This is a genomic window from Bradyrhizobium sp. LeoA1Lang, from assembly GCF_055413685.1.
In genome coordinates this window covers 50771-69024 of the sequence record NZ_JBVAPG010000025.1, presented here as the reverse complement: position 1 = coordinate 69024, position 18254 = coordinate 50771, and the positions used below count along the sequence as shown (strand labels likewise).

Annotated in this window: 16 protein-coding genes and 2 pseudogenes; 11 read left to right on the top strand and 7 right to left on the bottom strand. The window is 63.6% G+C overall.

The features are described 5' to 3' along the window. Positions 1-353: 353 nt before the first annotated feature. Positions 354-1622, top strand: a complete 1269-nt coding sequence (locus tag ACZYOF_RS11840; protein ID WP_463715860.1) for an acyltransferase family protein — start codon at positions 354-356, stop codon at positions 1620-1622. Between the two features lie 2 nt (positions 1623-1624). On the opposite strand, the gene ACZYOF_RS11835 is transcribed toward ACZYOF_RS11840, so the two are convergent. The 5 genes and pseudogenes from ACZYOF_RS11835 to ACZYOF_RS11815 all read right to left on the bottom strand — a co-directional run bounded on the left by ACZYOF_RS11835 (position 1625) and on the right by ACZYOF_RS11815 (position 7362). Continuing rightward, on the bottom strand, positions 1625-2164 hold the full coding sequence (locus tag ACZYOF_RS11835; RefSeq protein WP_463715859.1) for a c-type cytochrome: 540 nt from the start codon (positions 2162-2164) through the stop codon (positions 1625-1627). After that, positions 2151-3416 carry a sulfite dehydrogenase gene (gene soxC, locus ACZYOF_RS11830; RefSeq protein ID WP_463715858.1) on the bottom strand — a complete coding sequence of 422 codons (1266 nt, stop codon included), beginning with the start codon at positions 3414-3416 and terminating at the stop codon, positions 2151-2153. Before soxC ends, ACZYOF_RS11835 begins: the two co-directional genes overlap by 14 nt. Positions 3417-3600: 184 nt before the next feature. Beyond that, complete coding sequence (locus tag ACZYOF_RS11825) at positions 3601-5088, bottom strand: amino acid permease (protein ID WP_463715857.1); 1488 nt, start codon at positions 5086-5088, stop codon at positions 3601-3603. Between the two features lie 73 nt (positions 5089-5161). Continuing rightward, a pseudogene (locus ACZYOF_RS11820) lies at positions 5162-6371 on the bottom strand (cytochrome P450). Positions 6372-6403: 32 nt separating this feature from the next. Continuing rightward, positions 6404-7362, bottom strand: a pseudogene (locus ACZYOF_RS11815) (catechol 2,3-dioxygenase). A gap of 263 nt (positions 7363-7625) precedes the next feature. On the opposite strand from ACZYOF_RS11815, the gene ACZYOF_RS11810 reads away from it, so the two are divergent. From ACZYOF_RS11810 to ACZYOF_RS11795, 4 genes are all read left to right on the top strand, one after another. Further along, positions 7626-8054, top strand: a complete 429-nt coding sequence (locus ACZYOF_RS11810) for an SRPBCC family protein (RefSeq protein WP_130583388.1) — start codon at positions 7626-7628, stop codon at positions 8052-8054. 305 nt (positions 8055-8359) lie between these two features. Continuing rightward, the gene (locus ACZYOF_RS11805) at positions 8360-10096 is read left to right on the top strand and encodes an ATP-binding protein (RefSeq protein WP_463715856.1); all 1737 of its coding nucleotides are present in this window, start codon (positions 8360-8362) and stop codon (positions 10094-10096) included. Positions 10097-10181: 85 nt separating this feature from the next. After that, on the top strand, positions 10182-10760 hold the full coding sequence (locus ACZYOF_RS11800; RefSeq protein WP_463715855.1) for a peroxidase-related enzyme: 579 nt from the start codon (positions 10182-10184) through the stop codon (positions 10758-10760). A gap of 21 nt (positions 10761-10781) precedes the next feature. Next, positions 10782-11273 carry an MgtC/SapB family protein gene (locus ACZYOF_RS11795; RefSeq protein WP_282530338.1) on the top strand — a complete coding sequence of 164 codons (492 nt, stop codon included), beginning with the start codon at positions 10782-10784 and terminating at the stop codon, positions 11271-11273. Here the strand turns inward: ACZYOF_RS11795 and ACZYOF_RS11790 are convergent. Beyond that, on the bottom strand, positions 11270-11896 hold the full coding sequence (locus ACZYOF_RS11790) for a ParB-like protein (RefSeq protein WP_463715854.1): 627 nt from the start codon (positions 11894-11896) through the stop codon (positions 11270-11272). The genes ACZYOF_RS11795 and ACZYOF_RS11790 overlap by 4 nt on opposite strands. Before the next feature lie 296 nt (positions 11897-12192). Between ACZYOF_RS11790 and ACZYOF_RS11785 the strand changes: the two genes are divergently transcribed. The 6 genes from ACZYOF_RS11785 to ACZYOF_RS11760 all read left to right on the top strand — a co-directional run bounded on the left by ACZYOF_RS11785 (position 12193) and on the right by ACZYOF_RS11760 (position 17018). After that, positions 12193-12534: a hypothetical protein gene (locus tag ACZYOF_RS11785; protein WP_463715853.1), complete on the top strand. Its 342-nt coding sequence runs from the start codon at positions 12193-12195 to the stop codon at positions 12532-12534. Positions 12535-12728: 194 nt separating this feature from the next. Beyond that, positions 12729-13034, top strand: a complete 306-nt coding sequence (locus ACZYOF_RS11780) for an acyl carrier protein (RefSeq protein WP_027583603.1) — start codon at positions 12729-12731, stop codon at positions 13032-13034. An 11-nt stretch (positions 13035-13045) separates the two neighbouring features. Beyond that, a complete protein-coding gene (locus tag ACZYOF_RS11775; RefSeq protein ID WP_463715852.1) occupies positions 13046-13519 on the top strand; it encodes a 3-hydroxyacyl-ACP dehydratase FabZ family protein in 474 nt (157 codons plus the stop codon). Continuing rightward, the gene (locus tag ACZYOF_RS11770; protein ID WP_130580631.1) at positions 13512-14699 is read left to right on the top strand and encodes a beta-ketoacyl-ACP synthase; all 1188 of its coding nucleotides are present in this window, start codon (positions 13512-13514) and stop codon (positions 14697-14699) included. The genes ACZYOF_RS11775 and ACZYOF_RS11770 overlap by 8 nt, the downstream gene beginning before the upstream one ends. Before the next feature lie 31 nt (positions 14700-14730). Continuing rightward, positions 14731-16008: a beta-ketoacyl-ACP synthase gene (locus tag ACZYOF_RS11765; protein WP_130580630.1), complete on the top strand. Its 1278-nt coding sequence runs from the start codon at positions 14731-14733 to the stop codon at positions 16006-16008. Between the two features lie 74 nt (positions 16009-16082). Continuing rightward, positions 16083-17018, top strand: a complete 936-nt coding sequence (locus tag ACZYOF_RS11760; protein WP_165421257.1) for a lipid A biosynthesis lauroyl acyltransferase — start codon at positions 16083-16085, stop codon at positions 17016-17018. Positions 17019-17140: 122 nt separating this feature from the next. Here the strand turns inward: ACZYOF_RS11760 and ACZYOF_RS11755 are convergent, their stop codons facing one another. Next, complete coding sequence (locus ACZYOF_RS11755; RefSeq protein WP_463715851.1) at positions 17141-18250, bottom strand: polyamine ABC transporter substrate-binding protein; 1110 nt, start codon at positions 18248-18250, stop codon at positions 17141-17143. Between the last annotated feature and the right edge of the window lie 4 nt (positions 18251-18254).

Genomic DNA, 18254 nt, shown 5'->3' with positions numbered 1-18254 from the left:
CTTCGACGTATCCATTCCAATGCGGATAATCTGCGTCACGGACGGCTCCCTCGTTTGAGATTTCGACAACCTCATTCTGGCACAACTGATGCCGTAGGGGGCCGTCCACCCCATCAACCACAGGCCTATGTGGTGTGCTTCGCTGCAACCGCTCGCTCGCGCCACAACACCTCCCTGTGGTTATGGGTCCCTGCTTTCGCAGTGACGACACCGTGTCCTCGTTTTGCGAGCGTCGAAGCCCGCCGATTTACCAAACCTTGCAGAACCCCGATCACCCGCCGCTCCGCCATCACCACTGGCCTCCGCCTTGCTCAACGACATGCCAAACGTACAGCCGGCGAAAGAGGCGTATCATGGCGGGACAGACATCTTCGGGCGCGGGTCGGTTTGAGGCACTTGATGCAATGCGCGGCATCTGCGCGCTGCTCGTGGTGCTCTTCCACATCCCCATTTACCATGCGCTGAAGGGCACCCAGCCGTTCGTGAACCTGCAATTCTGCGTCGACATGTTCTTTGCCCTGTCCGGCTTCGTGCTCTGTCACGCCTATGGCCAGCGCCTTAACCATGCCGGCGATGGCGTCCGCTTCATGGCGATGCGGTTCGCGCGGCTCTGGCCGTTGCATATGGTGATGCTGGCGCTGTTTGTGATGATCGAGGTGAGCAAGATCGTGTTCATGCGCACCGACGGTTCGTTCGCGCTGGATTCGGTACCGTTCGGCGCCGGGCACACGCTCTATGAAGCCGTCACCAACATCCTGTTCCTGCAGTCCTTCAACCTGCATGGGGGCCTGACCTGGAACGGCCCAGCCTGGAGCGCGGCGGTCGAGTTCTACGTCTCGATGCTGTTCGCGGTCATCGTCGTGCTGTTCCCCCGCCGTCGGCGCGAGATCTTCCTCGGCCTCTGCCTTGCGGCCGGAATGCAGCTCTACGAACGCTCGCCAGGCACGCTGTTCGTCTCCAGCGATTGGGGCATGCTGCGCGCGATGTTCTCCTTCTTCGCGGGATGCCTGGTCTATGACTTCCGCCTCTATTCCAACGGCCGGCTCGACATGCCGAACATATTGGAGGTCTCGTGCGCGATGGTGGTTGCTGTGTTCGTGCTGGTTACGCCATCAGGCGGACCGCAATATCTGTTTCCGCTGCTCGCCGCGGTCGTGATCTGCGTGTTCTCGTTCGATCAAGGCTGGATCTCGGCGATACTGCGCTCGCCTGCGCTGCAGAAGCTCGGGCTGTGGTCCTATTCGATCTACATGATCCACACCTTCATCTTCCAGATCATGCGCAGCGCCGCCTCCTTCCTCGGCCACAAGCTCCACCTCGAACTGGTGGTCTGGCACAATGACGACAAGCTGGTGGTCCTGGGAACGCCAGCGCAGGCGCTGGTGGCCGCGCTCGTTCTCTCCGTGGTCCTCGTCGTTCCCGTCGCCGCACTCACCTATCGCTGGATCGAGAAGCCGGCGATGGATGCGGCCCGATACGCGCTCTCGACCACGACGCGAGCGGAAGCGCCGCTCGGCACGGCATCGAGGATCGGCTTCGGCGCGGCAATATGGCGGCTGCTCAGTGCCGGCATGATCCGCACGGCCACCGGTTTCCGTGCCGTTCGGCTACGGCTGCCGTAGAGCTAGCGCACGTCCGGCCGCGGGTCGGAGACGAACCTGTCGCGATTGGGCATCTTGATGGCGGCGAGCGTCTTGGCGTCGAGCACGGCGTCCGCCGGAACGAGGCCGTTGAGATTGAGGATGTAGGCGGAGACCGCATAGACATCCTCATCGCTCAGCGACTGCGGCGCGTTCTGCGGCATGGCGCGGCGGATATAGTCGAACAGCGTCGGCGCATAGGGCCAGTAGCTGCCGACGGTACGCACCGGCTTTGCGCTCGCGAGCGTGCCCTGTCCGCCGACCAGGCGATCGCCGACACCGCCCTGCCCGTCGGCGCCGTGGCAGGCCGCGCATTGTTCACTGAAGACCACGCGGCCGCGCTCGACGTTGCCGCTGCCCGGCGGCAGGTTCGATCCGTCATGGCCGATGTCGATGTCCCAGCCCGTGATCTCCGCCGGCGTTGCCGCCCGCCCGATATGAAAGCTCTCTTCGGCGTGCGCGGCGACAGCGAGCCCAGCAATCACGGCGGCGAGCAGCGCGATGTGCGAACTAGGCCAGCGCATTGCTCACCTCCCCATTCGCGGCGATGCGCCACGGCCAGATCGCGTTGTTGTGGTAGAAATGATTGACGCCGCGAACCGCGAGCAGTTCGGCAAGCGTCGGCTGCACATAATCAGTCTCGTCGATCGCACGGCTCTGGATCACGGCGGGATTGCCGTCCCACTGCCATGGCACGCGGAAGCGGGTGAGCGCGCGGGTCAGCACCGGCTCCTGAAGTTGGGCCGCCTGCCAGCTCTTGCCGTCGTCAACGGAGACTTCGACGCGCTTGATCTTGCCGTGCCCGCTCCAGGCGATCCCTGATATCTCGTAGAAGCCGGTGCCGTTCAGTTTCTGTCCGCCCGAGGGACGCAGGATGATCGACTTCGCCTCCATGTAGAAGGTGAACTCGCGCGCCGTGCCGTCGGGCATCAGGTCGGTATATTTCGAGGTCTCCTCGCGCGAATAAACAGGCTCGGCCACGGCCTTCAGCCGGCGCAGCCATTTGATGTTCATGTTGCCTTCGAAGCCCGGCAGCAAGAGGCGCAGCGGATAGCCCTGCTGTGGACGCAGCCGCTCGCCGTTCTGGCTGTAGACCAGCATGGCATCGTCGAGGCATTTCTCGATCGGGATCGAGCGCGTCATCGCCGCCGCATCCGCGCCTTCGGCGACCAGCCACTTCGCTTCCTTCTGCAGGCCAGCTTCGTTGAGGACATCCTTCAGCATCACGCCCGTCCATTCGGCGCAGCTCACGAGGCCGACGAGGTCGGACGCCGTCTTGCCATAGGGCTTGGTGTAGACGGGATTGCCGGAGCACTCGATGAAATGGATCCGCGACTGCGACGGGAAGCGGCGGATATCGTCCATCGTGAAGATCAGCGGGCGATCGACCAGGCCATGCAGCATCAACCTGTGCTGCGCCGGATCGATGGTGGGCACACCGCCGTGATGGCGCTCGTAGAACAGCCCGTTCGGCGTGATGATGCCGTCAAGCTCCTGCAGCGGCGTGCGGCCGGAGGCGGAAATGTACTGCGGCAGCGTCTTGGAGATGTTCTTGACGACGCCCTTCTCATAGACCGACGGCGTGCCGTAGGGCTGATCGCCCATCGGTGCGCCCGGCGCCTTCATCCATTCGGGAATGCTGGGCGGAAGGTTGCTGGTGTCCGCCATGCCTGGCGTCGCGCCGAGCACGCCCCCGCCCGCGACCGCCGCGCCTGTTTGCAGAAAATGCCGGCGAGATGGTCGTCGTTCGCGGTTGGCGGTTGTTTGCTCGCTCATTGACGCTTCCCCTTGCCGCTCTCGTTGATCGATCTCAGGCTATCACCGAACGCTAAGCACACGCCTTCACATCTGCAAAATCGCCACAGCTTCATGTCGCCGACGCAGCGCTGTCCGGCATATTTCGATCGGGCGTGGACGATGCCTTGGATGAATTTGCTCCGGGCCGAATCGTTCCGCCGCGTCAGCCCCGATCGCTCGCGCGCAGACGGCTATGCGTGCGGCCATAGGCGGCATAGATCACTAGGCCGATCACGAGCCACACCGCGAGCCGGATCCAGGTGTCCATCGGCAGGCTGAGCATCAGGAAGAGCGAGGTTGCGGCCGCGGCCGGCCCCACCAGCCAGATCGCCGGCGCCCGGAACGGACGCGGCAGGTCCGGATCGACGATGCGCAGCACCATTGTGCCGATCGAGACCACGGCAAACGCGAACAGCGTGCCGATGCTGACGAGCTCGCCCACCAGCCCGATCGGCAGCAACCCGCCGAGAAGGGCAACGACAATGCCGGAACCGATGGTGGCGACATGAGGCGTCCGGAAACGCGGATGGATGTTTGCGATCGCCGGCGGCAGCAATCCATCATACGCCATCGCGCGGAAGATCCGGGGTTGCGCCAGCAGCATCACCAGTATCACCGAGGTCAAGCCGAAGAGGATGCCGAGCTTGATGATCGGCGACAACCAGCCGACGCCGGCCGCATCGATTCCGACCGCAATCGGGTCGGGAACGTTCAGCCGGTCGTACGGCACGATGCCCGTCAGCACCAAGCCGACGGCGACATAGAGCACCGTGCAGATCACGAGCGAGCCGAGAATGCCGATCGGCATGTCGCGCTCCGGCGACTTCGCCTCCTGCGCCGTGGTCGAGACCGCGTCGAAACCGATATAGGCAAAGAACACCACGGCCGCGCCGCGGAACACGCCGGACCAGCCGTAGACGCCGACGCCCGCATTCGGCGGAATGAAGGCGCCTTCGGGATTGCTCGCGGTGACCCAGTTCGCGGTCGTGAACGAGGAGACCGTGCAGGCGATGAAGAGCAGGATGACGACCAGCTTCACCGCGACGATGAAGTTGTTGAACCGCGCCGATTCCCTGATCCCCGCAACCAGCAGCGCCGTGATGAAGACGATGATGAGCATCGCCGGCACGTTGAAGATCGCGCCTGTCGACGACCATGCATGCGTGGCCGCGTCATAGCTCAGCGGCGCGGAGGCGAACTCCGGCGGTATCGTGAGGCCAAAATCCCTGGCGAAGCTCACGGCATAGCCGGACCATCCGATCGAGACCGCCACCGCGCCGACGGCATATTCAAGGATCAGGTCCCAGCCGATGATCCAGGCCACGAATTCGCCCAGCGTCGCATACGCAAAGGTATAGGCACTGCCGCAGACCGGGACGGTCGACGACATTTCCGCATAGCAGAGGCCCGCGAAAGCGCAGGCGATCGCGCCGAACGCGAAGGAAAGCGTCACCGCAGGTCCTGCATTCGCGGCCGCTGCGTGTCCGGTCAGAACGAAGATGCCCGCGCCGATGATGGCGCCGATGCCGAGCGCGACGAGATTGAGTGCCGACAGCGTGCGCCGCAGCGGCGAGGCCCGCGCGTCTCCTTCCACCCCTGCCGCCTCCTGCAGCAGGTCGGCTGTCGATTTCCTTGCCCAGATGTCTACCAAGAACCGCCTCCTCGCGACTTCGACCCCGGCGGACGGTCGCACAGGCTAGCATGGTCTCGATACGCTGCGCCGCTCACGCATTCGGCACCACAGGCAGCTTCTCGATCATCCGTATCCCGGGCCGGCGTCGCCAATGGATCTCCGACGGCTGAACCGCAAGCTGAAGCTTTGGCCAGCGGGTGAACAGCGCTTTCAGCGCGCAGATCGCCTCGATCCGCGCGAGCTGGTGACCGAGGCAGAAATGGATGCCCGTGCCGAAGGAGATGTGGCGGTTCGGCCGCCGCTCGAGGTCCATTTGCTCGGGTTGTGGGTGCGATGCGGGATCGAAATTGGCGGCCACGATCATGGCCATCACCCGATCGTTCTTCTTCAGGGCGACGCCGCCGAGCTCGACATCGCGCCGCACATAGCGTGGCTTCGAGAATTGCACCGGGGAGACGAAGCGCAGGAATTCCTCGACCGCCAGCGCAGCGCGGTTCCAGTCGGCCTCGAGCCAGTTGCGCGTTTCGGGGTTCTTCAGCAGCTCGAACACCGATCCGCTGATCAGATGCGTCGTGGTTTCGGAGCCGGCGCTGAGCAACAGAATCATCATCGAGACCATTTCGTCCGGCGTGATGCGGCCGCCTTCCCTTTCGACCTGCACCAGTTCGGCAATGAGCCCCTCACCGCCTTCTTTGCGCGCGGCCTGCAGGCGTTCCTCCAGGTAGCGCCCCATCTTCCTCAGGATGAACAGCATGCGCAGGAAGCCGAAGGCGCTGGCAATCTGCCCCATCGCATTTCGCCCAGCCGATGAATTTCGGCCGGTCGGCCGCCGGCAGGCCGAGGAGCTCGCAGATGACGGAGAGCGGCAGGATGCGCGCATAGCGCTGTACCAGATCGGCGGGACTACCGGATGCGAACAGTTCGTCCGCAAGGCCGTCCGCGATCGCCCGGATGTGCGGCTCCATCTCGAGCACGGCGCGACGGCGGAACGCCTCATCGACGATGCCGCGCAAGCGGCTGTGATCCGGCTCGTCCTTGGTCAACATACTGTCGGCGATCGTTGCGATGGATTTCGGCATCCACCACTGAAGCCCCGCGAGCGCCCCGTCCTCCCTGCGCAGCGTGAAGGTGGAGGAATCCTTCAGCATCTGTGCGGTGGTCTCATAGGTCGTGGTGACCCAGACTTTGCCCACGATCGGAAATCGCGTGGCAACCACAGGCGCGCTGGCGCGCAGCGCCGCAACAGCGGTCGCAGGATCGCGGAAGAACTCTTCGCTGGTAAAGTCGATGCGCGGTGCCATCGGTTATTCCTGGCTTTGGCGCGGATTCACACTCATTCGCCAATCGGCGGCGTGCCGTGAGTGTGGAAGGTCTCGATCGTCTTCAATCCCCACGCCTGGCCCTTCTTGCGCTCCTCCTCGGTCCAGACGATCGGCTTCCAGTCCGGCGCCAGGATCAAGCGGGCGCCGGCGTTGGCGACCTCGACGCGATTGCCGCCGGGCTCAAAGACGTAAAGGAAGAAGGTCTGCTGGATTGCGTGCTTGTGTGGGCCGGTCTCAATATATGGACGCCGTTCTCCAGGAAGATATCGGCCGCGCGCAAGATCTCTTCGCGACTGTCGAGCGCATAGGTGACATGGTGGAAGCGGCCGGGCTTGCCGTAGTGGTCGCGAGTGTGGGCGAAGTCGTAACTCTTGTTCGACATCGTCATCCACATCGCCGCTTCCGTACCATCGTTGAGCACGATCTGCTCGGTGAGCCGACAGCCAAGGTAATTCTCGAAGAACAGGCGATTCGCCCTGATGTCGACGGCGAGGCAATTGAGATGGTCGAGCCGACGCACATTGACGCCGCGTGCGGGAAAGCGCTGCGCCTGCTTCTTCAGCGCCGGCTTGAGTTCCGGTGGCGCTTGGTACCATTCGGTCTCGTAGTAGAGTTCGATGAGATGGCCGTCAGGATCGCGGCAGCGGAAAGCCGGCCCCTGCCCCATATCGCCATCGATCCAGCCAGGATCGAAGCCGGAGTCCTTGAGCGCGGCGACACGACGCTCCAGCGCCTGCGGGCTGCGAGCGCGCAGCGCCATGTGACCCATGCCTGAAGTCTTCGCCCCTGTCAGCTTCAGCGAATAGCGTTCGTAATCGTCCCAGCCGCGCAGATAGACCGACTCGCCCTTTTGCCCGCTGACCGTCATGCCCATGACGTCGACGAAGAATTTCAGGCTCTCCTCCGGCTTTGGCGTCAGCAGTTCCATGTGGCCGAGATGAGCAAGGTCGTAGATCGGCTCCGGCTGCATTGACGTCTCCAAACTGACAAGAGGACCACGCCAGCGAACGACTCGTCCGTCACGGTTCGGATTCACTAGCCTCTTTTGCGAAGGAGCGCGACGGCGCCAGCGGCGCGCTGGATGAATTTTTCAGGGGCATGAGGACGCGGGCACCACGACATCCCTGGCCTCTAGGCGACGCGTCTCCGCTTTTTTCAGATGTTCCCCCGGAACTGCTGCGCCGCGAAATAGTTTGCGCCACGAGGCAAGCAGAATGACGGGGAAACTGACGCATGCCGCAAATCATCGTATCCGTGCCGATCGGCGAGAAATCGACAGACCTCTGGCGGGAGATCGGTTCTTTCGGCTCGGTGGGCCGATGGCACCCGATGCTGACGAGGGTGGAAAGCGAAGGAGACCACGAGGGCTGCACGCGGGTTGCCGAGACGCACGACGGCAAGCGACAGACCGAACGGCTGATCGAATTCGCGCCGAATGAGCGCTTCTATCGCTACAGGATGGAGGCAACCGCGATGCCGATCCGCAACTATGTCGGCGAGTTCCGCATCGAGGACGCCCCGGACCACAGCAGCAGGGTCGTATGGTCCGCGCATTTCGACCTGGTGTCGGACGAAGCATCCGGTGCAACGGACGCCGTCAAATCATTCCTGAAAGCAGGTCTTGACCATCTTGCCAGCACCCACCCCCCGCCTCCGGCGTGATCATCCTTTCGCGACCCCGCCGCGTGCGGGTCGAATGGTTGACGGCGCAGCCAGCGGTATCGCGCTCTACCGAAGTGGTAAATCGATCGTTAATCGGAACCAGCGAGGGGTCGGGTCAGGTTTTGGCGAGAAAACCCTGGTTTCCCGCGCAACTTGCTCCGCCAGCCTCTAACTTGCGAAGCAAATCCTCACCCGGATGGTGTGGATTTAGCAAAACTGGAGCCGCTTCGGTTTAACCCTTTGTCCAGCCCCGCTTCCCATAGTGGGAGCCCTGCTCAATCTCGCAATATCCCGGGTCCGGAACTGTGACATCCTTTGGACGTGTGATTTCGGTGCGCGGCTCGCAAGCCCGCGTCGGACTCCTGGCAACCAGCCAGATGCCATTTTCGGAAGTGCGCGCGACCGTCGGTCGCTTCGTCAGCATCCGGAGTGCGTCTTCCGTGATCGTCGCCATGATCACGGAGGTGAGTTGCGAGGACTTGCCGACGTCCGACAATTATATCGCAACCGCTTCCGTCGACCTGCTCGGCGAAATTCTCGGCGGCGACCGTCCCAAATTCCAGCGCGGCGTCACCAACTACCCGACCATCGGCGACACCGTCGACCTGATCAACGCAGAGGAGCTACGTACGATCTATGCGCCGAGCGGCTCCGACCAGATCAATGTCGGTACCCTGCAGCAGGATCGTTCGGTCACCGCGTATGTCGATATCGAGGAAATGCTGTCCAAGCACTTCGCCGTGCTCGGTTCGACCGGCGTCGGCAAGTCCACCGGCGTGTCGCTGCTGCTCAACGAGATCCTGAAGTCGCGGCCGAACCTGCGCATCTTCCTGCTCGACGTGCACAACGAATACGGCCGCTGCTTCGGCGAGCGTGCCCAGGTGCTCAACCCGCGCAACCTGAAACTGCCGTTCTGGCTGTTCAACTTCGAAGAGATCGTCGACGTGCTGTTCGGCGGCCGCCCCGGCGTGCCGGAAGAACTCGACATCCTTGCCGAAGTCATCCCGATGGCGAAGGGTATCTACACCCAGTACCAGAACGCCGACCGCATCGGATTGAAGCGCATCGATCCCAAGCAGATCGGCTACACCGTCGACACGCCGGTGCCTTATCGTCTGGTCGACCTGATCGCGCTGATCGACGAGCGCATGGGCAAGCTTGAGAACCGCTCCTCGCGCATCATCTATCACAAGCTGATCTCGCGCATCGAGACCGTCCGCAACGATCCCCGCTACGCCTTCATGTTCGACAACGCCAATGTCGGCGGCGACACGATGGCGGAGGTCATCAGCCACCTGTTCCGCCTGCCCGCCAACGGCAAGCCGATGACGGTGATGCAGCTCGCCGGCTTCCCGGCCGAGGTCATCGATTCCGTCGTGAGCGTGCTCTGCCGGATGGCATTCGATTTCGGGCTGTGGAGCGACGGCGTCTCGCCGCTATTGTTCGTCTGCGAGGAGGCGCACCGCTACGCGTCCGCCGACCGCAATATCGGCTTCGGCCCGACCCGCAAGGCCGTATCCCGTATCGCCAAGGAAGGCCGCAAATACGGCGTCTATCTCGGCCTCGTCACCCAGCGTCCGGCCGAGCTGGATGCCACCATCATCTCCCAGTGCAACACGCTGTTCACGATGCGGCTCGCCAACGACCGCGACCAGGCGCTGTTGCGCTCGGCGGTTTCCGACGCCGCGGCCAATCTGTTGTCGTTCGTGCCCTCGCTCGGCACCCGCGAGGTGCTGGCGTTCGGCGAAGGCGTGGCGTTGCCGACGCGGCTGCGCTTCAAGGAGGTGCCGCCGCATCAGCTTCCGCGCAGCGAAGCCACCATCGCGACCGTGCCGTCGGTTGCCGCCGGCCACGACATGCATTTCGTCTCGGCCGTCCTGGAGCGCTGGCGCGGCGCGACCTCGCACCGCGACGTGCCCAACGACCCCGCGATCAGCGAGCGGCCCGCCGCGCGCACCACCACGCTGGATGCGCCGATGCTGCAGCCTTCGATGGGACTCGATCCCGACCGCTTCTCGCTCCTGAAGAAGCCATTGCGCTGAGCGTCTTGCGGCCGAGCGCTTGCGCTCGCGCCGTCATCGACTATGGTTCCGGCCAAGCCTTACCGCCTTGAGCCGGAACCTGCCTATGACTGAGCCGATCGCAACACGCTTTCCCGTGCCTCCCCTCGATAAACTGCCCGAGGATATCCGCGAACGTATCCTCGCCGTGCAGGAGAAATCCGGCTTCGTGCCGAACGTCTTCCTGGCGTTCGCCTATCGCCCCGACGAGTTTCGCGCCTTCTTTGCCTATCACGACGCGTTGATGGAGAAGGACAGCGGCCTCTCCAAGGCCGAGCGGGAAATGATCGTGGTGGCAACGAGCGCCGCCAACCAGTGCCACTACTGCGTGATCGCGCATGGCGCGATCCTGCGCATCCGTGCCAAGAATCCGCTGATCGCCGATCAGATCGCCGTCAACTATCGCAAGGCCGACATCACGCCGCGCCAACGCGCCATGCTCGATTTCGCGATGAAGGTGAGCCGCGAGGCGAGCACGATCTCGGAAGCCGATTTCGGCGCGCTCAAAGCGCACGGGTTCAGCGATGACGACATCTGGGACATCGCGGCGATCGCCGCGTTCTTTGCGCTGTCGAACCGGATGGCCAACTTCACCGCGATGCGCCCGAACGACGAGTTCTACATGATGGGACGGCTGCCGAAATAGCCGGCCGCCGAGGTATGCCGCGTGCTTGAATGGAGCGACATCATCCTGCGTCTTGGCGTCGCCACGCTGGCGGGCGGACTGATCGGCCTCAACCGCGACCTGCAAGGCAAGCCGATCGGCTTGAAGACGCTCGGCATCGTCGGACTGTCCACCGCGGCAGTCGTGGTGGTCGCCGTGCAGTTCACCGAGGTCGGCAGGATCACCGACGCGACCAGCCGTGTGATCCAGGGCATTCTGACCGGCATCGGCTTTCTCGGCGCCGGCGTCATCGTCCATGAGACAGAACACTTCCGCGTCCGTGGATTGACGAGCGCCGCCTGCGCCTTTTTGGCCGCTTGTATCGGGATCGTCTCCGGAGCCGGAGAGTGGCGGATCGTCGCGACAGTCCTGGTTATCGCGCTCGTGCTCCTGACCGTCGGCCGCCGCACCGAGCGCTTCCTGCATCGCGCACTGGGCGGCAACGGCGATTCGGACGAACACGGCACGCCACCGCGGCCGCCGACAGGCCGCTAATCGTCCGAGGCTGGTCCGCACCAGCCCGGCAGGTAGATCGCGTCCTTGCTCTTCGCCGCGGCGAGCGCCTTCTCCATTGCCGTGTCGAAATCAGCTTCCACGAGCTTGCGCGCCACCTGGCGACGCAGGAAATCCGCCCACAGGAACTCACTGAATGGCGTAGTATCCTTGGCAAAACCGCCTGCACGGCGCAGTTCGCCGGCGAGGCTGCGGAACGGATCGTCCTTCAGGTCGACCACCGATTTCGGCAGATCGCGAAAATGCCTGCGATCACCCTTGGCGTCGTAGGGATAGACCCAGCGCTTGTTGTCCATCACGCCCCAGAACGCATCGCGCTGGACCATGGTGAGATCGCCGATCACGGTGACAAGCACATCCTTGACGCCCTCATCGTGCAGCGCGCGGGCGAGATGGTGATGGTCGACGACGTAGTGGCGCTCATCGGGCCCGAGCACCACCGGGATCATGTGCTGGCCCAGCATTTCGGCGCGCTTCTTCGCCGACTTGTGCTCGCGCCAACGCTGGCGCTTCTCCTTCACCTCCCTCATGCCGACCGTCATCTGAGTCGGGCGCAGGGACATGATCGTAACCGGCTTGAGAATCGGCTCACGCGTATTTGCCATGGTTCAACTCCCTATTGCTGCCGACGGAAACCATCGAGGGCCGGTTCCACTATGGCACGGCGCCACCAGGGATTGAATTCCTCGGTCTCCCGTCTCGACGAGCTGTGAACGGAGGATCCCCCACGTCGCGCGCGAGGGTGCATCGCACACATCGCCGCGATGCCTTGCGCCCATCGCCCCACCATCAGTTCCATGAAGTGCCGCGGGGTCACGTTGCGAGAACGCGCACCAATATTTTACGTGAGAGGCGCGCACGGCGTGCTAAACAGGATCACAACTTCTGCGGACGGACGGCAGTGAAAACCCAGCGGCCTATCAGCTCGGACGGCGAGCACGTGGTGCTCAAATTCCGACCGCGCACCTCCGCCCATCCGCCCGCCCGCCACGAGCAACCGCTTGAGGCGGGAAAGCCCGGGCAAGTCGCCCAGGACCTTTCCCGTTACGAGCGCCCGCGCGAGCAGCCCGATGACTTCCGCCAGCGCATGCTGGCCAATATCGCGGCCTTCGCTTTCACGGTGGCGCTAACCGCAATCGGCATCTGGTTGGCCGTGAGCATCGCCGACCTGCGCAAAACCCAGGATTGCGTCCTGATGGGCCGGCGTGACTGCGCACGGATTTCAGTGATGCCGAGGGGCTAGCGCTGGAACCGCAGCGGTATCTGCTGCCTAGCAAAGCGGCTCCACAGACAAGGCCAAGCTCCATTGAACTCGCGGCCCCGCTCCGATATACGGGCACTCGAGTCCGCCCGGGGGAACAGGGCATTTCGGGACAACGCCGCCCGCCACCTCCCGACCGTCCCGGAATTTACCGCCAATATATCAAAGGCTTAGTGATGTCTTCCACATTCGAGCAGATCGCCAACATTATCGCCGAGACTTGCGATATCCCGCGCGACACGATCAAGCCGGAAAGCCATGCCATCGACGATCTGGGGATCGACAGCCTCGACTTCCTCGACATCGCCTTTGCGATCGACAAGGCGTTCGGGATCAAGATGCCACTCGAGAAGTGGACCCAGGAAGTCAACGACGGCAAGGCCACGACCGAGCAGTACTTCGTGCTGAAGAACCTCGCTGACCGCATCGACGAACTGGTCGCGGCCAAGAACGCAGGCACGGGCACGGCGTCGGGCTCGTAACCGGGCGCCCCATGCAGCTCGAATATTTCACGCTCATCGATCGCATCGTCGACCTCAACATCGGCGACAAGACGATCGTGGTGGAGGCTGACGTTCCGCAGACCAGCACGATCTTCGAAGGCCATTTCCCGGGCTATCCGATCATGCCTGGCGTGCTCCTGACGGAAGCGATGGCGCAGTCGTCCGGCTGGCTGCTGCTCGGCCTGATGAAGTTCGAGCGGATGCCCTTTCTCGCGATGATCAAGGAAGCCAAGATGCGCGGCTTCGTCAACCCGGGCGAGTTGCTGACGATCGAGGCCAAGGTCGAGCATGAAGGTTCGGGCTTTGCGGTGACGTCGGCCAAGGTTCGGGTAGGCAAGGAATTGAAATGCAGCGCCGATCTGACGTTCCGCCACATCCCCTTCCCCCATCCCGATCTGCGCGTGCACATGGACGCGATGGCCAAGAAGATCGGCTTTCCGCAGCAGGCACTGACGCATGACTGAGCGGAAGGAAGTCTGGATCACCGGCATTGGCGTCCTGTCGTCGCTCGGCGAAGGACCGGATGCGCATTGGGATGCGCTCAACGCCAAGCGCATCAACATCGACGACAAGCGGTTCGCGCCCTACATCGTCCATCCGCTCGCCCCCGTCAGCTTCGACGCGCAGATCCCGAAGAAGGGCGACCAGCGCCAGATGGAAGCCTGGCAGCGCATCGGCACCTATGCCGCGGGGCTAGCGCTGGATTCGGCCGGCGTCAAAGGCAATCAGGAAATCCTGTCCCGCATGGACATGATCGTCGCGGCTGGCGGCGGCGAGCGCGACCTCGCGGTCGATACGGCGATCCTGAACGCCGACGCGCGCGGCAACTTCAGCCCCGGCTTCCTCAACGAGCGCCTGATGAGCGAACTGCGTCCGACGCTGTTCCTGGCGCAGCTCTCCAACCTGCTCGCCGGCAATATCGCGATCGTTCATGGCGTCCGCGGCACCTCGCGCACTTTCATGGGTGAGGAAGCCTCCAGCATCGACGCGGCGCGGATTGCGCTGGCGCGCATCGAGGCCGGCCAGAGCGACATTGCGCTGGTTGGCGGCGCCTACAATGGCGAACGCCTCGACCTGCTCGTCCTGTTTGAATTCGGCGACTTCAACCTGACCGGCGAGTTCGCGCCGGTCTGGGCCCGCGAGAACAACAGCGGATTCGCGCTTGGCTCCGCCGGCGCGTTCCTGGTGCTGGAATCCCGCGAGCACGCCGAGGCGCGCGGCGCCAAGCCTTATGCCAAGCTCTCCAAGGTGGTCGCCGACCTCGCGCAGCGCAAGCAGCCGGGCGCGGTGACGAAGTCGCTGGAGGCGTTGTGGTCGAAACTCGGCGTCGGCGACGATGTCGGCGTGGTCGTCACCGGCGCCACCGGCGCCGAGCCCGTCACGTCGGAAGAGCGCGCGTTCCTGCGCCAGCATCAGGGCCTTGCCGTGCGCGCCACCGGAACGATGTTCGGCCACACCGTGGAGGCCCAATTCCCGCTCGGCGTTGCCCTGGCGGCGCTCTCGGTCTCACGCGGCGCGCTGTTTCCGCCGAACGATCCGACCGGGTTCGAGGTTGAAAAGTCGGATCCGCCGACCCAGATTGTAGTGATGGGAACCGGTCACTGGCAGGGCGAAGGGATGGCCCTGGTTGAGGCCGTCAAGTAGGGCGCATTCGCGCAGCATCGACGGGGGAAGCATGGCGACACCACGCGATAAATTTGGCAGGCCGATCGTTGTCGTGACCGGCATGGGCATCGTCACGTCGCTCGGCGGCGGCAAGACGGACAATTGGGCCAAGCTCGTTGCCGGCGAATCCGGCATCAAGACGGTCACCCGTTTTCCGATCGATGGACTGAGGACCACGATGGCCGGAACGGTGGATTTCGTCACCGTCGATCCCTTCACCTCGACCCTCCTTTCCGAGCGCATCGCCGAAATCGCCACCGAAGAGGCGCTGGCGCAATCCGGTATTGGCAGCAAGGGTGACTTTCCAGGTCCCCTCTTCCTCGCAGTCGCGCCGGTCGAGACCGAATGGCCGCAACGGCTCGAACTCGGGCGCACGATCGACAAGAAGGAGTTCGACTACTACGACATGTTGCGCGCGAGCGGCGGCGGCAGATTCGCCCCCTATCATGATCGCTTCATGTTCGGTTCGGTCGCAAAACACCTCGCCGAGAACTTTGGTACCAAGGGCTCGCCGATCTCGCTGTCGACCGCATGCGCCTCCGGCGCAACCGCGATCCAGCTCGGCGTGGAGGCGATCCGTCGCGGCGAGGCGGATGCGGCCCTGTGCGTTGCGACCGACGGCTCGGTGAATCCGGAAGCCGTGGTCCGCTTCTCCCTGCTCTCGGCGCTGTCGACGCAGAACGATCCGCCGCAGGGAGCGTCAAAGCCGTTCTCCAAGAACCGCGATGGCTTCGTGATGGCCGAAGGCGCCGGCGCGCTGGTGCTGGAGAGCTATGAGGCGGCCACCGCGCGCGGCGCGACGATCCTGGGCGTCGTCGCCGGCTGCGGCGAACTGACCGATTCGTTCCACCGCACCCGCTCGAGCCCGGACGGCAAGCCGATCATCGGCTGCATGCGCAAGACGCTGGCTGACGCCGGGATGGAGCCGGAACAGATCGACCACATCAACGCGCACGGGACAGCGACGCCCGAGAACGACAAGATGGAATATCTGACGACCTCGGCGGTGTTCGGCGAGCAGATCTCGAAGATTCCGGTGTCGTCGAACAAGTCGATGGTTGGCCACACAATCTCCGCGGCCGGTGCGGTCGAGGCGGTGTTCTCGCTGCTCACGCTCGAGCATCAGCGGATTCCGCCGACCATCAATTATGACGTGCCTGATCCGACCATTCATTTCGACGTGGTCGGCAACAAGGCGCGCGACGCCCGCGTCACTGCCGTGATGTCCAACTCGTTCGGCTTTGGCGGGCAGAACGCCTCATTGATCCTGACACGCGAGCCGGCCTAGAGCATGATCCGAGGAACTGGTCTCCGGTTTTCTGAAGAGATCATGCTCAACCAAACGCCGCGCCGCTTGTCGCGATGAACCGCCTGCAGCTCCTTCGCGCCCGCGCGCGCCTTCGCGACGCCGTCAAGCCCGTGGGCGACGCGGCGGTGGGCGCGCTGACGATCGCGCTGTTGCGTACCACGCGCTGCTTCGATCCGTTCAAGACCGCCGATTTCTTCGGGCGCGCCGCGCATTTCATCGGTCGCAGGCTGCGTGAGGACCGGATCGGTCGCGAGAATCTGAAGGCCGCGTTTCCGGAAAAATCGCCTGAGGAGATCGAGAAGATCCTGGCCGGCGTCTGGGACAATCTCGGCCGCATCGGCGCCGAGTTCGCCCATCTCGACCATATCTGGGACTACGACCGCGACCATCCCGAAAACAGCCGCATCGAATTGCCGCCGCGGACCATCGAGCTGTTCGACCAGATCAGGGACGACGGCAAGCCGGCGCTGATCTTTGCCGCGCATCTCGGCAATTGGGAATTGCCGGCGCTGGCGGCTGTCGCGCACGGGCTCGACACCGCGATCCTGTTCCGACGGCCGAACAGCGAAGCCGCGGACCGCGCGATCGAGAATATCCGCGCGATCAAGATGGGCACGCTGATCCCCGCCGGCCGCGACGCGCCGCTCCGGCTTGCACAGGCGCTGCAAGACAACAAGCACGTCGCCATGCTGGTCGACCAATATCTGACCAACGGCGTCGAGGTCACCTTCTTCGGCCGCAAGACCAAGGCCAACCCGACGCTGGCGCGGCTCCGGCGTCAGGTCGAATGCCCGATCCACGGCGCCCGCATCATCCGCCTGCCCAATAACCGCTTCCGCGGCGAACTGTCAGAGGAAGTGAAGCCCGTGTTCAATGCGTCCGGAGAGATCGATATCCAGGGCACGATGCAGGCCGTCACCAACGTGATCGAAGGCTGGGTGCGCGAATATCCGGACCAGTGGCTGTGGCTGCATCGCCGCTGGCGGTGAGCCTGAAGCCAATATCGCCCCACGTCATTGCGAGCGCAGCGAAGCACTCCATGCCTCCACTTGTGGCGCTATGGATTGCTTCGCTGCGCTCGCAATGACGGAGAGCGTCGCGACAGCGAGCCTCACTTCCCCGTCTTCACCCTCGTCCACAGCCGGTTGATGATCCGCTGGGTTGCGGGGTCGCGCGCGGTGATGACGAACAGCTTCTTCTGCGTCGCCTCATCCGGATAGATGTTCTTGTCGTCGAGGATCTTGGGATCGATCAGCTTCTGGCTGGCCAGGTTGCCGTTGGCGTAGGACAGGAAATTCGAGTTCTTCGCAGCGACGTCCGGCCGGTAGAGGTAGTTGATCAGCTCATGGGCCTCGGCGACGTTCTTGGCGTCGGCGGGAATCGCGAGATTATCGAAGAACATCTGCGCGCCCTCCTTCGGGATGGTGTAGCCGATTTCGACGCCGTTCTTGGCTTCGACCGCGCGGCTGCGCGCCTGCATGATGTCGCCTGACCAGCCCACCACGAAGCAGATCTCGCCGGAGGCTAGCGCGCTCAGATATTCCGAGGAATGAAACTTGCGAACATAAGGCCTGACCTTGCTGACGAGGTCAGCGGCCTTCTCGAGACCGGCCTGCTTGGTGGAGTTCGGATCGATGCCGAGATAGTTCAAGGCCGCCGGCAAGATGTCGTCGGCAGAGTCCAGCATATGGATGCCGCAATCCCTAAACTTCGCGAGATTCTCCGGCTTGAAGACCATGTCCCAGCTATCGATCCTGGCATCGGGGCCGAGAATCTTCTGCGCCATCTGGACGTTGTAGCCGATGCCGGTGGTGCCCCACATGTAATTGGCGGCGTAGTTGTTGCCGGGATCGTAGGTCGCGAGCTCGCTCGTCACCACCGGCCAGGCATTGGCGAGGTTCGGCAGTTTCGATTTGTCGAGCTTGAGGAAGACCTTTGCGGTGATCTGGCGCTGCAGGAAATAACCAGTCGGGACCACCACGTCGTAGCCCGACTTGCCCGCGAGCAGCCGCGTTTCCAGCGTCTCGTTGGCGTCGAAGGTGTCGTAAGTTACCCTGATGCCGGTCTCCTTGGTGAAGTCCTCCAGCACCCCCGGCGCCACATAGTTCGACCAATTGTAGAAATTGACCGTGCGTTCCTCGGCGCGGGCGGATGAAGAGACGAGCAGAGCCGCGGCAAAGAGGACGGCGAGACAAATGGAATGACGGCCCTGCTCGTGCATCTCC